Below are 18,470 nucleotides of genomic sequence, written 5' to 3'. Positions count from 1 at the left end.
AGTAGCAACAACATCGCTGATCAAAGCGGTATTGTTATCAAATCGTGACCATGCTGGTGACGATTCCGCACCTTACTAATGAGTAGGAAAAGACCCGTTCCAGAAAACGCTCGACAATGACGGTCCGTATGTCTATACGGGCGGTAAGTTACCGGGCCGCCATTTGCTGGGCTTGAGTTTCATTTTCTTAGAACTGGGCGCCAGCTAACTACTGAGCAGTAATCTGCGTGGCCATCAGTCCCACTGCCCGAAGCGGGGCTTGAGGATGTGGTTGATGTCGACCCCGACTCCCCCGACGTGTTGCGAATCGATCTCCACCTGATGCAGCGCCGCCGCCGGATGCGCCGCCCCGCCGGGCGAGCCCCAGTTGTGCTGCCAGAAGTACGACCCCAAGCCGTCCTGCACGGCCCACTCGATGGTCTTGGAGTTGGCGTAGACCCCGACCCGCTGGTGACCCAACACCGATTCCCAGCCGCGAAGGTAGGGCGCAACCTGCGCTTTGTACTGGGCGGGAGTTGGGTCGTCATCGATTGATGCGTAGATCGGCGCAGCGATGGGGCCGCCCGCCGCGGTGTGCAACTGGAATCCGCGCTGGGCGTGCTGCACGCCGGCGGCTTGCCCGCCCAGCCAGTCGGCGGTGGACTCCTTGCCGTACTGGTAGCAGGAAACGATCTTCAGTCCGCCCTGGTACAGGTCGCGGGCCTCGGGCAGCTGGATGGGCTTGCCCAGCATCCACTCGCCGCCCGGTCGCCGGTCCGAGACATACCTGATGGCGCCCACCGCTCCCGCCGACCGGATATCGGCCGCTCTGATCACGCCCGCCGCGTAGTCCAGCAACACGCCGTACGGAGCCGCCGAGGCCGTCGTCGCACCGAGCACCGATTGCAAGCCGGCGCCGAGCCCGACCGCCGCAGGCGCGGCGGCGGCGTATTTCAGCAGGTCACGACGCGAAATGGCCACGCGTCTCAGGATATGACAGCTACCCCTTCCGACCCGTCAGCGCCACTGGGCACACGAGCACCAATTATTTGGCGCAGAACCGAAATTTCAGTTGCCGGCGGCAGCTTCGACGGCCGCTGCGGCGTGCCGGTGCCCGATGATCTCGAACCCGGCCACACTCACCATCGGCGCCAGACTGGCCACCAACAGACAGACCGACATCGGCACGCCGACCTGCGCCAGCACAACAGTCGCCGCCAACACAGCGGCGGTCAGCACCACCAGCAGCAGGTGCAGGCCATCGACCGAACGCAGCATCAGCGCGTACAGCAGGTAGATCAGCGCGATGTACATGCCCAGCGGGATGACCACGGCCCACACCGTGCCGACCGGCCCGAGCGCGGTGTGCCCCTGGATGGTCAGCGCGGCGAAATCCAGTCCCGCACCCGTCGCGACGATGGCGCCGAAGATCGGCATGTGCAGATAACCGAACCAGAACGACCGTTCGCGGTGGGCATGCAGCACGTCCGCCGCCGGCACCATGAAGTACACCCACCACATGCCGAAGGTCAGAGCCGTCCCCGCCACCGCGAGCGCGACCGCATCGGCCGACCAGCCCTGCTCGCCGATCGTCGCCGACAAGGTCGCCACCGTGCCGACCACGCCTTCGCCCAGCGCGATGATCGCCAGCAGGCTGTACCGCTCGGCGATGTGATGGGCGTGCCACGGGGTGCCGCCGCAGCGTCGTTCAGCCAGGCCCGGGCCCGTCAGCTCGATGGCGATCAGCACCGCCCAGATCCCCAGCGTGACCGGCACCGACGTCCGCAGAAAGACTGTCCCGATCCACCCGAGCTGTACCAACGACACATTCGTGACGTACGTCATCGCAGCCGCCCGCCGGGCCGGGTCCTGCCGCGCGGCCCGTAACCACTGCCCCACCAACGCAATTCGCATCACCACGTAACCCGCGACCAAGACCGCGTTGTCGACGTGGTGGCCGTGCTCGATCGAGGCGTAGAACGCGGGCAGGCCGAGCGCCAGGATCAGCACACCGACCATCTCGACCATGGTCATCAACCGGAACACCCAGTCGTCGGTGTCGTAGGCCGACGCGAACCAGGTGAAGTTGATCCAGGCCCAGCAGATCGCAAACGTCGCGAACACAAACGCGGTGATTCCGGCCGCTACGTGACCAGCGGCCAGCATGTGCGCCAACTGCGATGCGCCAACCCCAAAAGCCACGGTGAAGGTCAGGTCGAACAGCAGTTCCAGCGGCGTCGACACCCGGTGCTGCTCATACGGATCGCGTCCCCGCATCGGCGTCAACCGATGGGCCCGCACCGCGCTGTGTGCATCGGGAGCGTGCTCTTCAGCCCCGTCCATGCCGTGTCCCCTTCAGCCAGTCCTGGCCCCGTCCGGGCCACGTCACGGTAAGCCTGCCGCAGATCCCGGCTCCCGTCCCACTACCGTGAAGACGTGTCCGCATCCCCGATCGCCGTCGGCATCGTTCTTGCCGCCGGTATCGGCTCGCGGGTCGGGGCCGACGGCAACAAGGCATACCTGCAACTGGCCGGCCGCAGCATGGTGGCGTGGTCGGTGGCGGCAGTCGCCGCCAGCCCCCAGATCGCCCGCACCATCCTGGTGTTCCGGCGCGGTGAACGCGAACAGGTCGTACGCCTCATGGCCGACGAACTCCCTGGAACCACAGTCGAATTCGTCGAGGGCGGCGATACCCGGCACGGCTCTGAGCACAACGTCCTGAGTTACCTCGCGGCGGATATCGACGCCGGGACGGTCGATGTGGTGCTGATCCACGACGCCGCCCGCCCGCTGGCCGACGCCGAACTGATGGATACGGCTGTCAGCACCGCACGAACGCAGGGCGGCGCCATTCCGGTGCTGCCCGCTGGGGATGTGTTGCGGATGTCGGCAGACGGCCTCAGTGCCATCGACCAGTCGCTCGTCCGGGTGCAGACGCCGCAGGCCTTCCGCGCCGGGCCCCTTTGGCGGGCCTACCAGGACGCGGCCGCCACTGGCTTCGAGGGCACCGACACGTCGTCGTGTGTGGAGCGCTTCACCGATCTCGAAGTCCACGGGATCGCCGGGTCGGCCCAGAATTTCAAGGTGACCTTCGCGCACGACGTCCAGGTTGCCGAACGCCTGCTCAGCCGCCGGTAGCATAGGGCCCCTCAGCCAGCGGTGACGATCGCCTCCAGCAGTCCCCGGTCATGTGCCAGGTCGACGACGAACGCGTTGGGGTCTCCTGCGATGGTGCCGACCTTCAGATCAGCTGAGGTCAGCGCGGCGAGGTCGTCATGCGGGAACCGGGACAGCGCCGTCGCCGTGAAGCCCCGTGGGTACTGTGCGATGACGAGTTCCGACCGGTCGACGTTACCCAGGACAATGCCATGCATGGCAATGCTTTTCACGCTGTCGGTCATGGTCACGACCGGGATGACGGCGTCGTACTCGGCCAGCGCCGCGGCGACCCGCGCCGCCAGCTCACCGGGCGCCAGCGGGTAGCGCACGTCGTGCACCAACACGCCGTCCCCATCGCCGAGCGGGCTCGGGTCGGTGAGCACGGGCACGTCACTCAGGCCATGGGCCGCAAGGCATTCCGTCGCCGCACCCGCCAACTCTTCGGCGGTCACCACGGAAACCGGCGCCACGGCGCGTACCGCCACGACAGCTCGCACCAGCGCCGGCTCCCCCGCGATCGGCGTGGTGAAGTCGGCCGGCGCCAGGCCGGCCGGCACGGTCACGATCGCCGAAAGAATCACCGCGCCACTTTATCCCCGATTGAGCGGTCCCCCTGGCCGGTCCGGAGAAATGAGCCGGCGCGCGATCGCATCGAGCAAGAACCCCAGCGCACCGATCACCACGATCACCGCCACCACCTGGTCGTAGGCCAGCTGGTCCCGGGCATTGAGCACCTGGTAGCCCAGACCCGAACGCACACCGAGCATTTCCGCCGGCACCAGCACCACCCACGCGATACCCAGTGCCACGCGCACGCCGGTCTGCAGCTGGCCGCGGATCGCCGGCAGCACCACAGCCGTCACCAGTTCCCACCGGGTGGCGTGGAACGACCGCGCCACATCCAGGTAGCCCGGGTCGACGGCGCGTACGCCGGCCGCGGTGTTGATCAGCACCGGCCACACGGCCGCCACCGCGATCAGGAAGATCACCGGCTGGTTGCCGATGCCGAATACCGCCACGGCAATGGGTGCCCAGGACAACGGCGAGATCATCCGGACGAACTGGACGAGCGGCGCGGTGGCCCGCTCGGCCGCGGTGCTGAGGCCGAGCAACAAGCCCGCCGGAATCCCGACCACGACCGCCACCGCCAGGCCGATCACCAACCGCCACAGGCTGATCCCGATGTCGGGCAGCAGTACGCCTCTGGCGAACAGCTCCACCACAGCTGGGCCGACGCGCTGCGGCGCAGCGTGACGAAGCAGCGAGTGCGGGGCGGACAAGACGCTGGTCGTCAGCCACCAGAGACCGACCGCGACCGCGATGGCGGCGACGGGCGGAGCCCAACGGCGCACTGCCACCGGCGGATCGGTCGCCACCCGGACAGATGTTGTGGTCATGCCAGCTCCAGTTGCTCGGTTCGGGCGAAGTCACCGCTGAGGCCGAAGGCGGCCGGGCCGCCGTGGGCCTGAAGGGAATTGCGGACAAAGGTGTCGTCGACGAGATCGCTGTGGACGGTGGCGGGGTCCAGCCGCTCCAGGAATCTGCGGTCGCCGTCGACGATGGTGTCGTGCATGGCCTTCACGAGCTCAGTGGTGAAGCTCGGGAACGGGAACGGCTGGAAGCCCAGCCGTTGCGGCTGCCACTCCGGGTGCCGAAGTGGGTATGGCGGAGTGGGATAGGTCATCGCCAGCGCAACCGCAGGCACGGGCTGGGGCAAGTATCGCCCGCCGCCGAGTGTCGCGGCCGCTGACTTCCGGTCCTTCGACAGCGCGAGTTGTGCTGTCACCACCGCATCGGTGAGCTCCTGCACGGCCGCGGGACGGCCCGCGATCACGTCGTCGCGGGTCACCAAGGCGCAGCACGCGTGATCGCGCCACACATCGCCGAGGAAGGTGTGGATGCGCCCGATCTTCTTCGTCTGCGCCATCGCATTGAACGGATCGGCCACCACGTATCCGCCGATGGTGCCGGTGGCCAGCGCCGGCACCATGTCCGACGGACTCATCACGACGAGCTCGACGGTACGGGCCGCTCGAGAAGCAGACCGCCGGATGACTGGCTGCAATCCGTTGGCCCGCAACATCTTCTGCAGGACGATGTTGTGTATCGACCACCAGAACGGAATGGCCAATTGCGAGCCGGCGAGGTCCGACAGGTCGCGGATGTGCGGCGCGACGGTCAGCGCCGAGCCGTTGGTGTGGTTCCAGCCGAGCACCCGGACACCGCCACCGAGCGCGTACCGCAGCTGCACAGCCATCGGCATCAGCAGGTGCACCACATCCAGTTGCCGGTTCAAAAATGCTTCCCCCAGCGCCGCCCAACTCCGGAACAGCACTGGCTTGCCGACACCGGCCGGATACAGACCGGCGGAGTGGGCCATCAACAGCGGCGCCGCGTCGGTGATCGGCAGATACCCCACCCGCAGCGGGCCGGTCGCCGCCGAATCTGTTGTGGCGCTGTGCGCCAGGTCGGCCAGTCCGAAGGCCCCTCCGGCAGTCGCGGCCGCGGCGATCAGGGCCTGCCGACGCGAGATCGCCAGCCTGCTCATACCGCCCACAGTTCGGAAACCCGGTAATGGCTGAGGATTTCGTCGTGCAACCCTGCGCGATCCACCTCGCCCAGGTGCCATTCGCGCCGGATTCGACCGCCGTCCGCCAGCAGGACGACACGCTGCGCGAGGGTCAGCGCCTCGTCGACGTCGTGGGTGACCAGCAGCACGGTGATGCCCAATTCGGTTGTGAGGGTGGTCAACCACTGCTGCAAGTCGGCACGTGTCGCGGGGTCCAGGGCGCTGAACGGTTCATCGAGCAAGAGCAGCTGGGGCCGCGTTGCCACGGCACGCAGGATGGCCACGCGTTGAGCCTGCCCGCCGGACAGCTGGTCGGGATAGCGGTGCGCGAGCCCGTCGACGCCGAAGCGCCGCATTACTTCCGCGGCGTAGTCGGCGTCGAATCCGTTGCGCCGGTGGGCAAAGCGCCGAGCGTACGAGACGTTGTCCTGCACCGTGAGCCACGGCATCAGCAGTGGATCCTGAAAGACCACCCCGATGTGCGGCCGCGCGCCGCCCGCGGGCCAACTGACGGTGCCCGCGCTCAGCGATTCCAGGCCGGCCAGTACCCGCAGCAGCGTCGACTTCCCGCTGCCGCTACGCCCCAGCACCGCGATGAACTCCCCCGATTCGACCGTTAGGTCGATGCCGTCGAGTACGACACTGTCACCGAACCTCTTGACACCCGCGGTTATCCGTACTGCTTCAGTTCCCACCTCAGTTGTCCTTCCGATGGTGATTGCACGGGCAGAAAGGCTGCTTCACGGAAGCGGCGATTGGCCGCAGTCCCTGCGCGATAGCCCTGGCCACCGGCCAGAGCCGACTCCAGTCGAGTCGCCGCCCCGGCGACGTTGGCAGCGTCCAGCCGCAGCCGGATCACCTCGGCCAGATTGACATCGTTTGGCGCCGCGGCGAATTCGTAGAGCCGCCGACGGTTGCGGTCGGCGCGTGCCGCGAGGCCGGCAAGGTCACCGTCGAACTGTGCGGCGAGCGCGTCGGTCGCCCGCCCGGCCGCGGTCAGGGCCGCGCCGGTGACCCCGACGCAGAACGCGGTCTGCAACAACAGAAACGTCGGCTTGATCCCGCGGACGAACGCGGTGAGGTCCGCACTGATGATGCGCTCGGCGCCAATCTCGACCTCCTGCAGGCTCAGCGATGTCGAACCGGTGGCGCCCAAGGCCATCAGCGTGGGCGCTGGATCGACCACCATCCCCACCGCGCCGACGTCGACCGCGACGACGTACAGCCGCCCGGCAGCGGTACGCGCCGGCAGCACGACCAGCGCGTCATCAAAGACATTGGAGGCCCACCGGATTGGTCCATTGAGCCGCAGGCCGCGCCGCGTCTCCCCGGCAACGATCGGGAGTTGCCCGAGGCCTGCCGCATGCTTGAGCCCGGCGGCCATGGCGGTCACACCGGGACGGTGTGCGGTGAGCAACGCCTCCGACAGGTCCGGCCGGTCGCCGAGGTAGTGAATCGCCATCTGGTGTGCCCAGGCCGAGAATCCGGCCGCGAGGCTCACCGCCGACACCTGCTCGATCACGCGCACGGTGTCGGGAAGGTCCGGCAGCCCGAACAACCCGGCTGCGCCGAGCGCGCGCAGATCCTCGCGGACATCGGCATGTCCAGCGTCCAGGTCGCCGGCTCGGGCGTCCACCCCAGCGGCGACCCGCGCCAAGGCGGTCGTCATGTCGTCGGACACCAATGTCGTCATTGCCCGCCGCCTTCGAGTCCGTACAACCGGTCGATCGGCGTCTGGACCGCGACGCGGGCCCGCCGGACGGCGTCCTCGTCCGGGGCGTCGTAGAAACACAGGCACTTGTCCATGTCGACCCGCACATAGGTCCGCAGGAAGCTGACCTCCGGCACCTCCGCGTACTTCGGGGCGTTGGCCTTCTTGCGGCTGAGATAGCTCTCCATATCCAGCTCGGCGGGCAGGTCCCATTCGACCAGGTATCCGGCTGTCGGGCGGACGGCTTTCAGCTGGTCCAGTTCGGCACCGACCAGCCGCACCTCGTGCGGTCCGGTGAGTTCGGCGGCGCCGAGTACGGTCGCATCGATCTGCAGCGGGCCGTCAGCGAACTCGGCCACCACGAACAGCCGGTGTTGACCGGTCACCTGTGCCTCGACGAGTTCGCCGCCGGCCCGGTGCACTTCGGCGTCGAGCGTCTTGATGGTCTGGTCGACCTCGGCCCGGCCGGGCAGTCCTGCGATTTCGTAGAGGTACAGCGTCACGGTGTGTTCCTGTTCGTCGGGGCGTCGATGACAACACGACGCTCGCACGAACAGACCGGTCTGTCTATCGAGGTTCCTCGGCTATGGTGCACCTATGAGCGCGACCCGTACCCGCCACCCGGACCGACCGGCGCCCCGCACCGATACCTCCGGTCCGGCCCAACGGCTGCTCGACACCGCATCGAATCTCTTTGCCGCACAGGGAATCCGGGCGGTCGGAATCGACACGATCCTGCGGGAGGCGGGGGTTGCCAAGGCCAGCCTGTACAGCTCCTACGGATCGAAGGACGCGTTGGTGCTCGCGTACCTGAATGAATTGGATCAGGCTGATCGCAAGCGCTGGGAAGCGAAGGTTTCCGGGCTCGATGACCCGGTGGCGAAATTACTGGCGTTCTTCGACCTCGCGGCCGCCGCGGCCCGCAAGCGCCAGTTCCGCGGCTGTCTCTACGCCAACGCCGCCACCGAGTTTCCGGGCGACACCCTCGAACCGGTGCGGGCGCACCGGTCGTGGATGCGCCGGCTGCTGGGCGACCTGCTCCGCGACGCCGACGTGCCCGACGCCGCCGCGACCGCCCAGCGCATCCAGCTGCTCTACGACGGCGCCCTCACGGCGTCGAAGCTCGAACGGTCGACCGTGCCGATCACCCTGGCCCGCCAGATGGTGCTCGAGTTGGTCACTTCCCGCCGCGGGCAATAGCTCGCGGGAGAACAGTTACTTACCGGCTGCCGCCGGCTGAATTCCGATGGCCGCCAGCCGTCGTTCGGAGGCCTCCTGACGGACGCGCGTCGGCCACCAGAACCACCTGCCCAGCAGCGCCGCGATGGCCGGTGTCATGAAAGACCGGACGATCAGCGTGTCGAACAGCAGGCCCAGTGCGATGGTGGTGCCGACCTGCGCCATGACCTTCAGATCACTGAAGGCGAACGACGCCATGGTGAACGCGAACACCAATCCCGCCGAGGTGACCACCGACCCGGTGCCGGCCATGGACCGGATGATGCCGGTCTTCATGCCACCCGCCAGCTCTTCCTTGAACCGCGACACCAGCAGCAGGTTGTAGTCGGAACCGACCGCCAGCAGCAGAATGACCGACATCGGCAGCACCATCCAGTGCAGCTCGAGGCCGATGATGTGCTGCCACAACAGGACCGACATACCGAATGACGCGCCCAGCGACAGCAGCACCGTACCGACGATCACGCCGGCCGCCACCATGCTTCGCGTGATGAGCAGCATGATGATGAAAATCATTGATACCGCGGCGATTCCGGCGATCATCAGGTCGTACTGCGCACCGTCGTGCATGTCCTTGTAGGTGGCAGCGGTGCCGGCCAGATAGATCTTGGAGCCCTCCAGCGGGGTGCCCTTGATGGCTTCCTTGGCGGCCTGCTTGATGGGGTCGACGTGCGCGATGCCCTCGGGCGTCGCCGGGTCGCCTTCGTGCTGAATGATGAAGCGTACCGACTTGCCGTCCGGCGAGATGAAGTTCTTCATGCCGCGCTTGAAGTCCTTGTTGTCGAAGGCTTCCGGCGGCAGGTAGAAGCTGTCGTCATTCAACGAATTGTCGAACGCCTCGCCCATCGCCGCCGCGTTGTCCGACGACGCCGCGCGCTGATCCACCTGACCCTTCTGGGTCTGATACATGGACAGCATGTACTGCTTCATGTTCTTCATGACCTCGATCTGCGGCGGCATCACCGTCACCATCTCGGCCGTCAACTTGTCCATCTTCATCAGGTCCGGCACCAGCGTCTGAATGTCGTCGGTCATGACGTCGATACCGTCGAGGGTGTCGAAGATCGCGCGCGTGGACCAGCAGACCGGGATGTCGTAGCAGTGCGGTTCCCAGTACAGGTAGTTACGGATCGGCCGCAGGAAATCATCGAAATCCGAGATGTGGTCCCGTAAATCGGCGACATCGAGCGCCATGTTGGCGGTCTTCTGCGACATGTCGTGCGTGGTGGCGGCCATCTGTGTGGTGATGGCCTGCATCTTGGTCATCGTGTCGATGCTGACCTGCATGTCGTTGGCCTGCTGCAACATGTTGGCCATCGAGTCCAGCTGGTACTTCTCCGTCATCTTCGAGGTGACGGCCTGCATGCCCATGATGAACGGAATCGTCGTGTGCTTGATCGGTTTTCCGTCGGGTCGGGTGATGGTCTGGACCCGCGCGACGCCCTGGGTGTGGACGATGGCCTTCGCGATCTTGTCGATCACCAGAAAGTCGGCCGAGTTACGCAGGTCGTGATCGCTCTGCACCATCAGCAGCTCGGGGTTCATCCGAGCGGCGCTGAAATGCCTTTCCGCAGCGGCATATCCGACGTTGGCGCTCAGGTCCGCCGGCACGTAGCGGCGGGCGTCGTAGTTCGTCTTATAGCCCGGCAGCGTCACCAGGCCGACGAGGGCGAGCGCCAGGGTGGCGACGAGGACAGGGCCGGGCCAGCGCACCACCAGGACGCCGATGCGACGCCAGCCGCGGGATTTGATGGCCCGCTTCGGCTCGAAGCGCCCGAACCGGCTGCCGATCTTGATGACGGCGGGGCCGAGCGTCATCGCCGCGATGACGGCGACGAGCGTGCCGATAGCGCATGGCACACCCAGGGTCTGGAAATACGGCAGCCGCGTGAAACTCAGGCAGAGCATGGCGCCGGCGATCGTCAGACCCGATCCCAGGACCACATGCGCCGTCCCGCGGAACATGGTGTCGTAGGCGGTCTGGCGCTCCTCCTTGTCACCGCGCGCCTCTTGGTAGCGGCCGATCGCGAAGATGGCGTAGTCCGTGCCGGCCGCGATCACCATCAGCGTCAGCAGGTTCACCGCGAACGTCGACAGGCCGATGATGTTCTCGTTGGCCAGGAACGCGACGACACCGCGGGCGGCGCCCAGTTCAAGGAACACCATCAGCAGGATGAGGATCATCGTCACGATGGACCGGTAGACGAGCAGGAGCATCACGGCGATCACCAGCAGGGTGATGGCGGTGACCTTGGCGATGCTCTTGTCGCCGGCGTGGTGCTGGTCGGAGATCAGCGGGCCGCCGCCGGTGACGAAGACATGGAGGCCGGCTGGCGGCTTCGAGTCGGCGACGATCTGCCGGACCGACGCGACGGAATCGTTGGACTTCGTCTCCCCCTGATTGCCGCGCAGGTAGATCTGGACGTACGCGGCCTTGCCGTCGGCGCTCTGTGAGCCGACCGCGGTCAGTGGGTCACTCCAGAAGTCCGCGACGTGCTCAACGTGCGCGGTGTCAGCGGTCAGTTTGGCGACAAGGCCGTCGTAGTAGTGGTGCGCCTCGGCGCCGAGGGGTTGGTCGCCCTCCAGGACCACCATGGCGTTGCTGTCGGAGTCGAACTCCTGGAAGTTGGCGCCGATCTGCTTCATCGCGATCATCGCCGGGCCGTCTTTGGCGCTGAGCCCGACGGTGTGCTCCTCGCCGACCTTCTCCAGCGGCGGGACCAGCGTGTTGGTGGCGACGTTGAGGACGAACCAGCCGATCACGATGGGTATCGCGAGCACCCAGATCAGGTGACCGATCCTGGATCGCTCGGTGTTGGTGGTACTCACTCGGGGCACCCTTCCATCAGGCCCGGCAGGTCCATGGAAATGGAGCGCGGCGGCGTTACACAATCACTGTCGGGCGAAATATACCTAGCCCGCCAAACTTTTATCCAGCACCGCCGTCGAAAAACCCGCCTACCTCGCCTGAAATGCGACAAATCGGGGCCTTTTCGCCCGATTTCGGCCGTAGCGTTGACGGGATGGAAAATTCTCCGGCCGATACGTTCGGTAAGCGCTACGGCGAAGTGCTGCTGGTCTCCCCGACACCGGCGGGACCGCAGGTCGCGGTGTTCAACACCTTCCCGCTGAACGACTGCCCGCAGGATGCCTGGTCCGCGCTCAACCCACAGGCCCTCGCCAGTGAGAACGGCGTCGCGGCGGCCTTGCTCAACGGCCCCCGCTACTGGTTGATGAGTGAGATCGTCAAAACCCGAACGGACGTCGGTGAGAAAAGGATGTTCGGCGGCATCGAGATGCTGCAACAGGCGACGGTGGAACTGTCGTCGATGAACCCGGCGCCCTACAGCGTGAACAAGGTCAGCCGCCGCACGGTCTTCGTGTTCGGCGCCGGGCGGCCGGTCTTCGAATTACTCGACCCACAGGGACAGCGCTGGGTCATGCAGTCGTGGAGCCAGGCCGTCGACCCGACGCTGTCGTTGGCGGACCTGCCGCAGCTCGCCGATCGACTCCAGCTGCCCGACGGGTGGAGCTACCGGACATCGACCCTCACCAGTCCGCTGCGCATCGACACCACCACCGAGGACGCCCACGTCACGCAGGACAACCTCGGGAACACCTACTCGTTGGCAGTCGCTTAGCCCCGCTAGTCATTCCCAAACCGTCGCTGGTGCGTTACAAACGACAGACGGGTGTGTCCTGTCGCGGTGGGACCGAACTGAAGGAGTCCGAATGGCCTGGGATTTCGAAACCGATCCGGAGTTCCAGGAGCTCCTCGACTGGGCCGACGCCTTCGTACGCGAGGAAATCGAGCCGCTCGACCTCATCTGGCCGCACCTGCAGTACACCGCACTCGACGAGACCCGGCGGCGGGTCGTCGACCCCCTCAAGGAGCAGGTGCGCCGAAAAGGATTGTGGGCCACGCACCTTGGCCCCGAACTCGGCGGGCAGGGCTACGGGCAGCTGAAATTGGCGCTGCTCAACGAGATCCTGGGCCGGTCGCAGTGGGCACCGATCATCTTCGGTTGTCAGGCTCCCGACACCGGCAATGCCGAGATCATCGCCCACTACGGCACCCCGGAACAGAAGGACCAGTACCTGCGGCCACTGCTCGAAGGTGAGGTCTTCTCCTGTTACTCGATGACCGAGCCGCAGGGCGGTGCCGACCCGACGCAGTTCACGACGTCCGCCGTGCGCGACGGCGACGACTGGGTGATCAACGGCTACAAGTTCTTCTCGTCCAACGCCTCGACCTCGACGTTCCTGATCGTCATGGTGGTGACCAACCCCGATGTCAGCCCGTACCAAGGGATGTCGATGTTCCTCGTCCCGACCAACACGCCGGGCGTCGACATCATCCGCAACTCGGCGATCTACGGCGAATCCGACGGCCACGGTTCGCACGCCCTGATTCATTACGACAATGTGCGCGTGCCGAATTCGGCCGTGCTCGGCGGTGAGGGCCAGGCGTTTGTGATTGCGCAGACGCGCCTCGGCGGGGGCCGGATCCACCACGCGATGCGCACCATCGGGCTGGCGCAGAGGGCGTTGGACATGATGTGCGAGCGGGCGCTGTCCCGGCATACCGCCGGCAGCCTGCTCGCCGACAAGCAGGCGGTGCAGGGCTACATCGCCGACTCGTGGGCGCAGCTGCAGCAGTTCCGGCTGTTCGTGTTACATACCGCGTGGAAGATCGACAAGTACAACGACTACAAGTTGGTCCGCAAGGACATCGCCGGCGTCAAGGTCGTCATGCCCACGGTGCTACACGACATCGCTTGGCGCGCAATGCAAGTACACGGCGCGCTCGGCGTCACCAACGAGGTGCCGTTCCTGGGCATGGTCGCCGGCGCCGCGGTGATGGGGCTTGCCGACGGCCCGACCGAGGTCCACAAGGTCACCGTGGCCAAGCAGGTGCTGCGCGACTACACCGGCACCGACGAGCTGTGGCCCACCGAATGGCTGCCGGGCAAACGCGAAGCCGCACAGGCGAAATACGCCGAGTACCTGGAATTGGAAGTGGGTAATCTCTAGGGTCCAGTACGACCGGGGCAGCTGGCTGCTGCCTGTGCTGAGATCCGAAGTTGAGGATCATCTCGGCACTGGCGACCGCGATGCGTATCAACCGGCGTGTCCTCAGGCGGCGTGTCGGGCGCTCCTGCAGCACTTGCGATTTGGATCCGTCATCATGCGTTGACATCGTCAGCGCATGGTGACAACTCCCGGCCAAAGTGTGCCTACACCCAGGTCCACCCGCCCTGACATTTGACTGACGATCACGGAGAAGACCTTGGTGAAAGTCCCCCGCCCTGGGCCGGCTGACCTCCAGCCATACCCCTACTGCGTCAGCAGCCGCGCCACGCCCCGCATGACCGTCCTGCTGGCGGTGTGGCGAACCTGCTCGACCAGCGACGGCACTGCCGGTGGCGCCGCAGTACCGAGGCGCGGGAAGAGCGCCAGTGCGTTGGTGCGGTCGATCGCCTGCCGCCCCGCCGCATCCAATCCCCCGTACGTCTCCAACCCGGCCGCGAACAGTTGGCCGGCCTCGACCGGCGCGAACGGGAAGTCCGAACCGAACGTCACGTGGCCCGGTTTGGCGAAAGCCAGCAGTGACGGCAGCGCGGCCGCACTCGACGACAACGCGGTGTCGAAGTAGAAGCTCGCGAAGTCGTCGAGATGATCGGCCGGACTGCCGCCGACGTCACTGGTGATGGCCAGAGCCATCCGGTGTGACGCGTATGGCACGAAACCGCCGGCATGGCTCAGGATGAACCGGATGTTCGGATAGCGCCGTCGAATGCCGTTGCGCACCAACAGGTACGCGGCCCGAGTGGTGTCCAGCAGGAAGTCGGCAGCGAACGGCAACACGCCGTCGACCGCGGGCCCCGGCAGCTCGGCCGGGTGAATGAACACCACCGCCGACCGCGCGTCGAGCTCCGCGAACAAGGCGTCCTGGCCGGGCGCGCCAACGTAGGTCCCCGCACTGTTGGCCAACAGAAACACCCCGTCCGCACTCAGTTCGTCGAGTGCGCGCACCGCCTCGGCGACCGCCTCGTCCAGATGCGGCATCGGCAACGTGGCGAAGAACCCGAACCGATCCGGCCTCGCGGCAACCAGTCCTGCGCTGTAGTCGTTCAGGTCGCGGGCCAGTGCGGCGGCGTCCGCCGCGGCCGGAAGCATCGTCGTTCCGGGCGCGGATACCGACAGGATCGCGGTAGCGACACCGAGGCGAACCATCGCGTCCAGTGACGCCTCCGCAGACCAGCCCGGCATCGCCCTGCCGCCCGCGTCACCGATCCCGGCACGGTCCAGCACCTTTCGGTAGTCCGGCGGGATCATGTGGTGGTGCGTGTCGATGCGGATCATGATGCGTCCTCCGGTAGGTCAGTCGCGGATGCCGGCGCCCGCCAGCGCGGGGACCGTGTCTTCACGGTGCAGCAATGACCGGGCCGCGGTCGTGAACTGCTCTAGCTTGTCGGCGCTGCGCTGCATCTCGTGGCCCCAGATGCTGATCCCTTGGTGCGTCGTCGGCCGCCAGGTCGTTTCGTCGACGACCAGCGGATTCCAGCCCAACTCCCATTCGAAACCCGATGGCGTAACGGCATAGAACGACAGCTCACGGTCGTTGGTGTGCTGACCGATACCCAGAGCCATGTCGAACCCCAGCGCCCGCACGCGTTGATAGCTGTCCGTCAGATCGTCCAGCTCGGCGACCTGAATGTTGAGGTGCTGCACGCGGGTGCGAATCGGGTTGATCGGCAATCGGTTCACCGCGGCGATGGCCACCGAGTGGTGCCGCCGATTGACGCGCAGGAACCGAATCTTGACCTTCACGCCGCTCATCGTCTCGTCGATGAAGTCGCTGAGCCGCGCGTCGAGCAACGCGTTGTAGTAGCCGCGCACCTGGTGCGGCCTGGTGCTCGTGACGGCGACGTGGCCCAGCCCGAATTCTCCGGTGACGAAGCCCTTTCCGGCGACGGACAGGTGGCCGTCAACGTGCGCCCGGGTGTACAGCTCCTGCGCCAACCCGTTGGGGCCGGGAATCCGCACCAGTCGTTCGACGCCACGCAGCGCGGCTTCCTCGTCGGTGCCGACGGTGACGGGTACGCCGCACCGGTGCACGCGGCCGAGGATCTCGTCGAAGGTCCCGTGATCGTCGACCTGCCAGCCCAGCGTGGTGACATCCTCGGCAGGGCCGCGCTGCAGTAGGAACCGGCACTGTTGTTCGTCGAGCCGGAACCGGAGCGCATCGGTATCGAGGTCATCGAGGTGCATGCCGATGGCATCGCGGCCGAACCGCCGCCAGTCGGCGAACCGCTCCGTCTCCACCACCAGGTAGCCGAGCGATACCTGACCGAAGACGCTCATGGCCGGAATACCGTACTGTCCGAAAGGAATTCGCCGACGAATTGGTTGAACAGGTCGGCACGTTCCCACTGCATCCAGTGCCCGGTGCGGCTGGTCATCACCAGTTCGGCGTTGGGCATGATGTTCTGCAGCATGGGTCCGCCCGAGGGCCGGTTCACCTTGTCGTCGCGGCCCCACAAGATCAGGGTCGGGGTCTGCAGTGCTGCCAGCCGCGAGTCGCGCGTGAGGTCCATACGCCACAGCGTCCGCAGCGCGAACGGCCCCGACGGCCGGCTCAGCGGCGGATCGGCCACTACTTCCGGGTCGATCGATGCCGCGTACCGAAGGTCGATCAGCTCGTCGGGCACCGAATCGCCTTCGTAGACCAGGTAGTTGCGGATGAACGCGGCCAGCTTCTCGCGGCTGGGACCAGTGCCGGTGTAGTAGCCCAGCAGGCTGTTCAGGCCGGCGGTCGGCAGGCCGCGGGTGGTTCCGATACCGCCGGGGCCCATCAGCACCAGCTTGCCGACCCGGCCGGGGGTGTCCAGAGCCAAGCGCAGTGCGGCCGCGCCGCCATACGAGTTACCGATCAGATGTGCTGTGCTGATGCTCAATTCGTCGAGCAAGCCGCGCATCGCGTCAGCCAGGCAGCCGAAGGGATCGGATTTGTCGATGCCTTTCGACGAGCGTCCGTAGCCGGGCATGTCGGGGACGAGGACGCGGTAGCGCTGCGCGAGCGCATCGATGTTGCGGGAGTAGTTGGTGACGCCGGAGGCGCCTGGGCCGCCGCCGTGCAACAGCACCACCGCTGGGCCGGAACCGGCTTCGGCGACGAAGATTTTCCGGCCGCCGACGGTGACGGTGTGTTCGGTGAGGGTGTTTGTCATGCGGGTGCTCCTGTCAGGGTACGGAGGTTCAGTCCTGCCGGCGGCGCCGGTATCGGTTGTCCGGATGAGGTTGCGGCGTAGACGAATCCGTCGGGGCGCAGCACGACGGCGTCGGCCTTGCGGTCGTACAGCCACCGCACGAGACTGGGTTCACTGACGCGCAGGCTCGATACGCCCGCCTCAGCCCAGGCTGCTGCTCCGAGCGGAGCGGCGCCGGTGTGCAGCAGCGTCCAGTCGCCGCCGAGCAGATCGTCGAGGGGCACGCCGCCCACGGTCGGCTGCGGGATCTGCCAGCCCACCGCGGGATGCGCCGCGGCGAAGAAGCCGTCGGCGTACCGAGCATCGGGAATCCACCAGAACTTCTGCCCGGCGGCGTTGGCGCCGGGAATCCTGGTCACCGCGCGCACCACATGATTGCGAATGGCAGCCAGCCAGGGCCGCCGTTCGGTGATCACCCGCCCGACGAGGACCGCGCGCCGCGTGACCTCGGTGACGTGCGGCTTGCGCTCTGCCTCATAAGAATCCAGCAGTGCGTCCGGCGCCTGACCTCGCAACACCGCGGCCAGCTTCCAGCACAGGTTGGCCGCATCGCGCACACCCGCGGACATGCCCTGGCCGATCCACGGCGGCATCGCATGCGCGGCATCACCGGCCAGGAAAACCCGTCCGACGCGCCAGCGGTCCGCTACTCGCACGTGATGGCTGTAGACGACAGCGCGCAGGATCTGGACGTGATCGGGCGTGACGCCCTGCTCTCGCAACACCTTCCACACTGCTTCGTCACTGACGAGGTCCTTCTCGTCCTCCCTGCCCCTCGCGGGGTATTCCCACCGGTGATGTCCCAGCGGGGTCGGACAGTCCACGGTCGGACGCGTCGGGGTGCAGTGAAAACGCAAGCGGTCGTGCGCATCCCACTCTTTGATCACCTTGGTGTCGATGACGACCCAGCGTTCGCCGTAGGTGCGCCCGCTGTATCCGATACCGAGCACCCCGCGCGTCGCCGACGATCCACCGTCCGAGGCGATGACGTAGCGGGCCGTCACGCGCTTGAACATGTCGGTACGCAGATCGGCCAGCAGCAGTTCCGCGTCGTCGGCCCGGTTGGCCACCCGCAGGCACTCATGTTCCAGCAGCACCTCGACGTTGCCGAAGCGGGCGACCCCTTCGCGGAGCACCGAGTCGACAGCCGGTTGGTACAGAAACTGCTGCGATGGATGCCCACACCCGCGTCCGTGGATCACCGTTTCGATGAACGGCCGCCCGTCGGCATCGACGAATGCGACCGGACGGTCGGGCAGCATGTCGCGCTGGAGTCGGTCGGCCAAACCGACCGACTGCCATATGCGCAGCACTTCCTCGTCGGTCGAGATCGCCCGCGCCCGACTGTAGATATCCGGGTCGCGCTCGACCACCAGGACCTTCAGGCCCATCTGCCCCAGCAGATTGGCCGCGGTGGCACCGGTGGGGCCATACCCGATGACGGCGACGTCGTAGGTGTCTGTACTGCTCATTGCGGCCTCCGCTTGTTCTGTAGTGATCGCTACGGTACTGTAGTGATCGCTACAGCGTCAAGAGTCGG

The 18,470-nt window shown here is 66.5% G+C and carries 17 protein-coding genes; 4 read left to right on the top strand and 13 right to left on the bottom strand.

Annotated elements, in window-relative coordinates; all coding sequences use genetic code 11:
- Positions 1 to 234: 234 nt before the first annotated feature.
- Both G6N59_RS23590 and G6N59_RS23585 read right to left on the bottom strand, forming a co-directional pair.
- Positions 235 to 960 carry a DUF1906 domain-containing protein gene (locus G6N59_RS23590; protein ID WP_138229258.1) on the bottom strand — a complete coding sequence of 242 codons (726 nt, stop codon included), beginning with the start codon at positions 958 to 960 and terminating at the stop codon, positions 235 to 237.
- 87 nt (positions 961 to 1,047) lie between these two features.
- The gene (locus tag G6N59_RS23585; protein WP_163911641.1) at positions 1,048 to 2,322 is read right to left on the bottom strand and encodes a low temperature requirement protein A; all 1,275 of its coding nucleotides are present in this window, start codon (positions 2,320 to 2,322) and stop codon (positions 1,048 to 1,050) included.
- A gap of 93 nt (positions 2,323 to 2,415) precedes the next feature.
- Between G6N59_RS23585 and G6N59_RS23580 the strand changes: the two genes are divergently transcribed.
- The gene (locus G6N59_RS23580) at positions 2,416 to 3,117 is read left to right on the top strand and encodes an IspD/TarI family cytidylyltransferase (RefSeq protein WP_138229257.1); all 702 of its coding nucleotides are present in this window, start codon (positions 2,416 to 2,418) and stop codon (positions 3,115 to 3,117) included.
- Positions 3,118 to 3,128: 11 nt separating this feature from the next.
- On the opposite strand, the gene G6N59_RS23575 is transcribed toward G6N59_RS23580, so the two are convergent.
- Genes G6N59_RS23575 through G6N59_RS23550 form a run of 6 tightly spaced genes read right to left on the bottom strand, consistent with a single transcriptional unit; the run spans position 3,129 to position 7,921 of the window.
- Positions 3,129 to 3,719, bottom strand: coding sequence for a 2-C-methyl-D-erythritol 4-phosphate cytidylyltransferase (locus G6N59_RS23575; RefSeq protein ID WP_138229256.1), 591 nt, complete (start codon positions 3,717 to 3,719; stop codon positions 3,129 to 3,131).
- A 9-nt stretch (positions 3,720 to 3,728) separates the two neighbouring features.
- Positions 3,729 to 4,535: an ABC transporter permease gene (locus G6N59_RS23570; protein ID WP_138229255.1), complete on the bottom strand. Its 807-nt coding sequence runs from the start codon at positions 4,533 to 4,535 to the stop codon at positions 3,729 to 3,731.
- Positions 4,532 to 5,686, bottom strand: a complete 1,155-nt coding sequence (locus G6N59_RS23565) for an ABC transporter substrate-binding protein (RefSeq protein WP_138229254.1) — start codon at positions 5,684 to 5,686, stop codon at positions 4,532 to 4,534. The genes G6N59_RS23570 and G6N59_RS23565 overlap by 4 nt, the downstream gene beginning before the upstream one ends.
- Positions 5,683 to 6,402, bottom strand: a complete 720-nt coding sequence (locus G6N59_RS23560) for an ABC transporter ATP-binding protein (RefSeq protein ID WP_138229253.1) — start codon at positions 6,400 to 6,402, stop codon at positions 5,683 to 5,685. The genes G6N59_RS23565 and G6N59_RS23560 overlap by 4 nt, the downstream gene beginning before the upstream one ends.
- Positions 6,378 to 7,400: an acyl-CoA dehydrogenase gene (locus G6N59_RS23555; protein WP_138229252.1), complete on the bottom strand. Its 1,023-nt coding sequence runs from the start codon at positions 7,398 to 7,400 to the stop codon at positions 6,378 to 6,380. Before G6N59_RS23555 ends, G6N59_RS23560 begins: the two co-directional genes overlap by 25 nt.
- Positions 7,397 to 7,921, bottom strand: coding sequence for a DUF4242 domain-containing protein (locus G6N59_RS23550; protein WP_138229251.1), 525 nt, complete (start codon positions 7,919 to 7,921; stop codon positions 7,397 to 7,399). Before G6N59_RS23550 ends, G6N59_RS23555 begins: the two co-directional genes overlap by 4 nt.
- A 94-nt stretch (positions 7,922 to 8,015) precedes the next feature.
- Here G6N59_RS23550 and G6N59_RS23545 point away from each other — a divergent pair, with 94 nt between their 5' ends.
- Positions 8,016 to 8,618: a TetR/AcrR family transcriptional regulator gene (locus G6N59_RS23545; RefSeq protein ID WP_138229250.1), complete on the top strand. Its 603-nt coding sequence runs from the start codon at positions 8,016 to 8,018 to the stop codon at positions 8,616 to 8,618.
- A gap of 15 nt (positions 8,619 to 8,633) precedes the next feature.
- Here G6N59_RS23545 and G6N59_RS23540 read toward each other — a convergent pair whose 3' ends face one another.
- Positions 8,634 to 11,486, bottom strand: coding sequence for an MMPL/RND family transporter (locus G6N59_RS23540; protein ID WP_138229249.1), 2,853 nt, complete (start codon positions 11,484 to 11,486; stop codon positions 8,634 to 8,636).
- Positions 11,487 to 11,680: 194 nt separating this feature from the next.
- On the opposite strand from G6N59_RS23540, the gene G6N59_RS23535 reads away from it, so the two are divergent.
- Positions 11,681 to 12,298 carry a hypothetical protein gene (locus G6N59_RS23535; protein WP_138229248.1) on the top strand — a complete coding sequence of 206 codons (618 nt, stop codon included), beginning with the start codon at positions 11,681 to 11,683 and terminating at the stop codon, positions 12,296 to 12,298.
- Positions 12,299 to 12,389: 91 nt separating this feature from the next.
- The gene (locus G6N59_RS23530; protein WP_138229247.1) at positions 12,390 to 13,691 is read left to right on the top strand and encodes an acyl-CoA dehydrogenase family protein; all 1,302 of its coding nucleotides are present in this window, start codon (positions 12,390 to 12,392) and stop codon (positions 13,689 to 13,691) included.
- Between the two features lie 303 nt (positions 13,692 to 13,994).
- On the opposite strand, the gene G6N59_RS23525 is transcribed toward G6N59_RS23530, so the two are convergent.
- The 4 genes from G6N59_RS23525 to G6N59_RS23510 are packed head-to-tail and all read right to left on the bottom strand — an operon-like array spanning position 13,995 to position 18,402.
- A complete protein-coding gene (locus tag G6N59_RS23525) occupies positions 13,995 to 15,023 on the bottom strand; it encodes an amidohydrolase family protein (protein WP_138229246.1) in 1,029 nt (342 codons plus the stop codon).
- 18 nt (positions 15,024 to 15,041) lie between these two features.
- Positions 15,042 to 16,025 (bottom strand): VOC family protein, encoded by a 984-nt coding sequence (locus G6N59_RS23520; protein ID WP_138229245.1) that lies wholly within the window; start codon positions 16,023 to 16,025, stop codon positions 15,042 to 15,044.
- Positions 16,022 to 16,891 (bottom strand): alpha/beta fold hydrolase, encoded by an 870-nt coding sequence (locus G6N59_RS23515; RefSeq protein ID WP_138229244.1) that lies wholly within the window; start codon positions 16,889 to 16,891, stop codon positions 16,022 to 16,024. Before G6N59_RS23515 ends, G6N59_RS23520 begins: the two co-directional genes overlap by 4 nt.
- The gene (locus G6N59_RS23510; RefSeq protein ID WP_138229243.1) at positions 16,888 to 18,402 is read right to left on the bottom strand and encodes a bifunctional 3-(3-hydroxy-phenyl)propionate/3-hydroxycinnamic acid hydroxylase; all 1,515 of its coding nucleotides are present in this window, start codon (positions 18,400 to 18,402) and stop codon (positions 16,888 to 16,890) included. Before G6N59_RS23510 ends, G6N59_RS23515 begins: the two co-directional genes overlap by 4 nt.
- Positions 18,403 to 18,470: the final 68 nt, after the last annotated feature.

Origin of the sequence: Mycolicibacterium aubagnense (genome assembly GCF_010730955.1) — a bacterium.
Lineage (GTDB): Bacteria > Actinomycetota > Actinomycetes > Mycobacteriales > Mycobacteriaceae > Mycobacterium > Mycobacterium aubagnense.
Note: the sequence above shows the minus strand (reverse complement) of the source record. Positions and strands in the feature narration are given on the sequence as shown.